This window comes from Candidatus Neomarinimicrobiota bacterium (assembly GCA_030743815.1).
Taxonomy (GTDB): Bacteria; Fidelibacterota; Marinisomatia; order Marinisomatales; family S15-B10; genus UBA2146.
This window is the reverse complement of record JASLRT010000015.1, coordinates 1-5,339: the sequence shown is the minus strand read 5'-3', so window position 1 is coordinate 5,339 and position 5,339 is coordinate 1. Positions and strand designations below refer to the sequence as shown.

Here is a 5,339-nt window from a genome sequence, read left to right as displayed (position 1 = left end):
CGTCGCTCCCCCCGAAGATCGTGAATCTGTCCTCGCAGCACATAGCCGAATCCGAGAGGCGTATCCAGTTCGGTGGCGAACTCATCAATGGATTGGGTGATCATTTCCATAGCTTTATCATAATTGCCGCTATAAAAATTAAGCAGAGCCTCGTGATACTTGAGTGTCGGTATCCAACTCTCCCGTGACAGAGGGGGAAGTTCTTGGGCCATATTGTAGGTGAGCGCCAGGTTAGCCTCCGCCTCATCCAGACGATTGAGCCTGATGAGTGTCTCCGTATAGAGGTGCTGATTGTAAATGCTGTCAGGCAGTCGGCGGACCAGCATCTCTGTCACACGAAGTGCTTCATCGTAATCATCATCCATCCATAGATAAATGAATACAAGAAGTTGAGACGTCTCGATCCAGGCATATTCTCCCTTCTCCGCTGCCACTCGCAACTGATCCAGACCGAGATCACGGTCACCTTCCATGCCAAACAGTCCGGCCACGAATTGGATGAATGGAGACATGTTTCCGGAGAAAAAATTAAGGAGACCGATGGGCATGTAGGCGTCCCACAGCTCCGGATTCTCCTTGTGAACCGTCAACACGCCGCGATATCCTTTAACGCCTTCTACCAGTACGCCAAGCCACTCTTTTTTGCCGAGATACATTCTCGCCATGAGGCCTTTTGATGCCGCCAGATAGAGACGGTACTCCGGTATTTGTGGATAGTCAGCGGCGTACTTCTCATAGATGGGAATAATCTCATCAAGAGACTTCTCAAGCACATCGTAGCTATCTTCGATTCCCACAAACGCCTGTGTCCTTAACCACCTGGATACCGCCCAGGTAAAGTGAACAGCGGGATGCTGCGGGAACTTTTCTCTTGCTGATGTAAGAAGTGTCACCGATTTTTCAAACTCCGAGTTGTAGAAAGCGTAAATGCCCTGCCAGACAAGGTCATCTCCCGGGCGATCGATTGGGATTTCACCGACATCGACGCGGGCCGAAACTTGAGAAAAACAGAACAAAAGGACGACAACGAGAAGTCTTTTCATAGAAGAAAAATCAGAGAGGAAGATAAGGATCGTAAATCAGAAGAACAGCAATATCTGGGAGCAGGTATCCGGTCCAAGATCACCGGTTTGCCAGGAGAAGCCAGCCGCGGGCTGCATTGTCACCGGAATGCAAGCTCAGACTTTTCTCCCACGCCGCCACGGCCATCTCCTTTTCCCCCATATACCAGTATGTGGCGCCGATGCCGTTATAGTGATGTACATTTTCGGGACTCAGCTCCATCGCTTCCTGGTACGCTTTGAGTGACTCACGGTACATGCCGTTATCTCTGTAGTATTCGCCGGCGGTGTTCAAAGCATCACCCAACCAGTCTGAGGACGCAGGATTGACTGAAATCGCATTGGCAAATGCCTGCCGGCTCAGATCGGTGAATCCGTTCCGGTTGTACTCCATGCTTAAAATGTAATAGACCCGCGGCAGCATTTTGATCACTTCGGTATGATTGGGAGCGTAGTGCAATATATCTTCCCACGCCGCTGCACACTTGGCCCACTCATAAGCCTCGAAGTAACTGAGACCGTGTTTGAAACGGAGCACCACATCTGCGGGATTCTTTTCAAGGGCCCCTTCATAAGAGATGGCGGCGTAGAGATAGTTGCCCTGATTGGAATAGAGATCACCCAGAGCCACCGACGACGACGGATCCGATGGGTCGAGTTCGATGCTGTTCCTGTAAGCTTTTTTGGCGGACTCAAGGTCACCTTTTGCTTCGTGGGCCATTCCTCTCATGTAGGGAAGCACGGCGTTTTTGGGATAGCGCTTCTCGCCTTCTTGAGCCATTGAGATAACATTATCGTAGGCACCGGATTCAAGATATTCGCGAACCTCTTTCAGCATCTGAGCCGGCCCTTCCGGCGCTTTCGCGGCTGCTTTCTGCATCAAGTCCGTCGCCATCGTACTGCCGCCCGGTCGCCCGGAGTGAAGCGACAGTGCATTCACTGTTGCCAGATGATTAGGATCGATCTCCAGGACTTCCTGAAAAGCATAACGGGCCTTGTTGTCTTGCCCCATTCGCGCATACATGGCGCCGAGAAAATAATGATAATCCGGGTTCATGGGGGCAGACGAGATCAGACGCATATAGATATCTCTCGCTTTGCCAAAGGCTCCCTTTTTTTCGTATTCCAGAGCAAGATCCCGCTGTGCATTAGAATTCGTCGGCTCATTCAAAGCCTTCTTCTCCAACTTCTCCATCCGTGCAAGAGTCATACGGCTTTCGGACCGGGTATCCATCGGCTTGAGTGCCTGCCGGGCGCTCCGGATACGCTGGGTCGAAGCATCAAGCTGATAGGTCATCCGATAGATATTATCTGAGACCTGGTATACGCTCTTAGGCTCAGGTACTCTTTTCGCTACCGCCGGCGCTGATTTCTTTTTCTTTGATACCATCCCGCTTAATCTCTTGATGTAAGACTTGGTCGTCTTCGAAGGCTTCAGTTTATCAGCTGCCTTAAAATCTTTCAACGCTCCTTGATAATCTTTGGCTTTTATTCTCTTCTTCCCCCTATCAAAGTACTTCTTGGCCTGCGCTGCTTTCTTAGAGGAGGATTTTCCCGACGTTTTCTTTTTCGATTTGGAGGAACGTTTCTTCTTGGTCTGCTGAGGCGATTTCAGGTTCGGTTCAGCCGCGGCCGCGGCGAACAGATCCAGCGGCAGACTGGATGCCAATAAAAACAGTATCAGCAGTTGAACGGTGAATCTTAGAATACGCTTCATACTCGAGCTCTTACATTGAATATACAATGTTCTCCCAAAAATTGAAGCAAAATTTTTATATTCCGTTGAAGCCGGAGCAACAATCATGAGATTCGTCACATCCTTTTCCTTTTCCACCGTCCTGCCGCTCCTGATGGTTCTCACTTCTGCGGCGTATCCGAAAGCTGTTGAAATAACAGGAATCGCCATTGAACAAAAAGTCAATGGAACCGTCATCACTATCGAGAAAAGGGGCAAGACTGAGCGCGAACAGGTCTCAGCGTGGACGTCTGAAACAGGTTGGTTCTATATGACGCTGGTGGATGCTTCGATAGACACTACCAGGGAGTGGCCGTTCGTCAGAACGGGATTTGTTACTGAATTCCAGGCTCACCAGATGCCTGAATCGGTGCAGTTGAACTTTAGACTGTCGAAACCGGTGGAATCGTACGAAATCGTCGTCCCGGACGCCCAGGGAGATATCGTAACCGTGCTACGTCTTCCTCTTTCAGAGACCTATGGTGCCATCGACAAACTGAAATCCGTGGCAGGAGATGAAGTGAGCGTGGGTGGAACAGAATCTGTATCGAGCCTGAAAGAGCGCGCACCGTACTTGCTGATGGTTGCAGGGGCCGGCATGGTGGCAGGAGGATTGCTGCGCTCCGAAGCGGTGGAATTCATCGTGGGAACAGTTTTTCTGGCAGGCGGTTACTTATACATAAAGAGTGGTAAACCAGAGAGTCCTGAATGAATCCTGATCTGACATATTTCGCCATTTTCTATGTTCTTGGAATCCTAGTCTTCGGACTGTTTGTACGTTTCTTCCTAAGTAAGAAACGCCTGCTGGAAGAAAAACGCAAGCTACGTGAACAGCATGAAGAAAAACGCGTTTTCGAGGAGATGGCCAAAAAGATCTCAAAAGACGCACGCCGCCACAGACGTGACACAGCAGAAGATTAGTCTAATTCATAAATCTACCCTCACGTGAAAATACACTTTCCAATCCTGTTCCTTGTTGCAGTTGCTCAAGTGGTGACGGGTGGCGGAGTGCCATCGAATGAGATGAATGCCGCGGTTGAAGAACAACTCCTCCTGCAACAGATTGCCAGCCTCAAAGCCCAAACCGAACTATCTGGGATCAGCTCAAGTGTAATCGATCCCAAGTGCGGCACTCACGTACTCCAGTCACTCATCCGCCATGGAGAAACTCTTTCACCTGAGGTAAAGGAGGTGCTGTCAGATTTGGGTGTCGATTTTAAGCGACGCATAGCCGCATTTGCGCGCCCCTCAGGATTGGCTCAAACCTACGATTCCGGCATCTTCCGCTTTCACTTTACTTTGGCAGGGAGAGATTCGGTTAGTTCCGAAGATGGGGACATGGACGGCGTTCCTGACTATATTAACATGATGGCGCAGGTGTTCAATCAGGTGGCGGAAAATCATATCACCCGTACAGGATTCATACGCCCACCCAGTGACAGCTGGTACGCCGATAACGGCGGCAGCGCCGCCTACGACATCTACGTCTCCCAGCTGGGACCATCCCTTTTTGGCTACACCCAGATGGAGTATGAGGCAAGCAGTGGATCGGGTGATAACGAATTCTCAGCGGCGGAAGAGATAAATGCTGCTACAAGCTACATCGCTATGCGCAACAACTATCACAATTTCACTCTGAGTGAAGAAGAAAATATTCAAGTTACCGCCGCGCACGAACTGTTACACGCCATTCAGTTCGGCTACGACGGATGGGAAGCCATTTGGATGCTAGAGGCCACCGCGGTCTGGATTGAGGATGAGGTGTTCGATGACATCAACGACAATTACCAGTACCTGAAGGATTGGCTGGATGAGCCCCATATCTCACTCAATAAGGACAGGGCTCCCCACTGGTACGGCAGCTGGATATTCTTCCGCTACCTTTCGGAGCACATCGGCGGACCTTCAACCGTGCGCAAGATTCTTGAACAAAGCGTGAGACACAACAGTTTCGAGGGCGACTTCAGTATCAGAACAATTGACGAGGCGCTGTTGAGCGTGGGATCCAGTTTCAGTGACGCCTTAAACAGAATGGTGATTGCCAACCATCTTCTCACCTCTGAAGCCTCCGCCGGAATTTACGCCTATGAAGAAGGTGACGCATATCGCCAGTACGGAATTTTGCCGCGGCTGGAACGTTCCGTTGCCATTATGGGAAGCGACTATATTATTGAATATGACAGCGGCCAACTTATGCACAACGCCGCCCATTATATCGAATTGACGGCCGGCGAAGGGCCCCTGGAAGTATCCTTCACACCGGGGAATGAGACCGTCTCTTTCCAGACAAGCGGAACTGTCCGGGAAGACGATGGAACAGTAACCGTCCAGCCAGTCGACTTCAATGCGATCCTCTCCATCCCGGCAGTAGGTCAGAGCGTCGTCCTTGCCGTTGTTACAGATACCACAGAGGATGCCGATTACAGCTACAGCATTAAGCTGAATCCTGAAGTGCCTCTCCCTTCCGCCATTACCCTCTACCAGAACTTTCCCAACCCATTCAATACGGAGACCACTTTTCGCTTCTTCCTGCCCGTGTGGGA

General features: G+C 50.5%; 5 protein-coding genes. 3 read left to right on the top strand and 2 right to left on the bottom strand.

The window, feature by feature from the left end:
• Together QF669_01560 and QF669_01555 are read right to left on the bottom strand one after the other, a co-directional pair.
• Positions 1-1,043: hypothetical protein (locus QF669_01560; GenBank protein MDP6456130.1), on the bottom strand; the 1,043-nt coding region annotated here is incomplete at its 3' end.
• Between the two features lie 79 nt (positions 1,044-1,122).
• Entirely contained in the window at positions 1,123-2,778 is a 1,656-nt protein-coding gene (locus tag QF669_01555) for a tetratricopeptide repeat protein (GenBank protein ID MDP6456129.1), read from the bottom strand.
• Positions 2,779-2,863: 85 nt separating this feature from the next.
• Between QF669_01555 and QF669_01550 the strand changes: the two genes are divergently transcribed.
• The 3 genes from QF669_01550 to QF669_01540 form a co-directional block, all read left to right on the top strand.
• Entirely contained in the window at positions 2,864-3,508 is a 645-nt protein-coding gene (locus tag QF669_01550; protein ID MDP6456128.1) for a hypothetical protein, read from the top strand.
• Positions 3,505-3,717, top strand: a complete 213-nt coding sequence (locus QF669_01545) for a hypothetical protein (protein ID MDP6456127.1) — start codon at positions 3,505-3,507, stop codon at positions 3,715-3,717. Before QF669_01550 ends, QF669_01545 begins: the two co-directional genes overlap by 4 nt.
• 24 nt (positions 3,718-3,741) lie before the next feature.
• Positions 3,742-5,339, top strand: a 1,598-nt coding sequence (locus tag QF669_01540; GenBank protein MDP6456126.1) for a hypothetical protein, incomplete at its 3' end; no start/stop codon positions are given.

Excerpts from the sequence above, each read along its gene's own strand:
- QF669_01555 (MDP6456129.1), bottom strand. The coding sequence starts at position 2,778 with ATGAAGCGTATTCTAAGATTCACCGTTCAACTGCTGATACTGTTTTTA.
- QF669_01550 (MDP6456128.1), top strand. The coding sequence starts at position 2,864 with ATGAGATTCGTCACATCCTTTTCCTTTTCCACCGTCCTGCCGCTCCTG.
- QF669_01545 (MDP6456127.1), top strand. The coding sequence starts at position 3,505 with ATGAATCCTGATCTGACATATTTCGCCATTTTCTATGTTCTTGGAATC.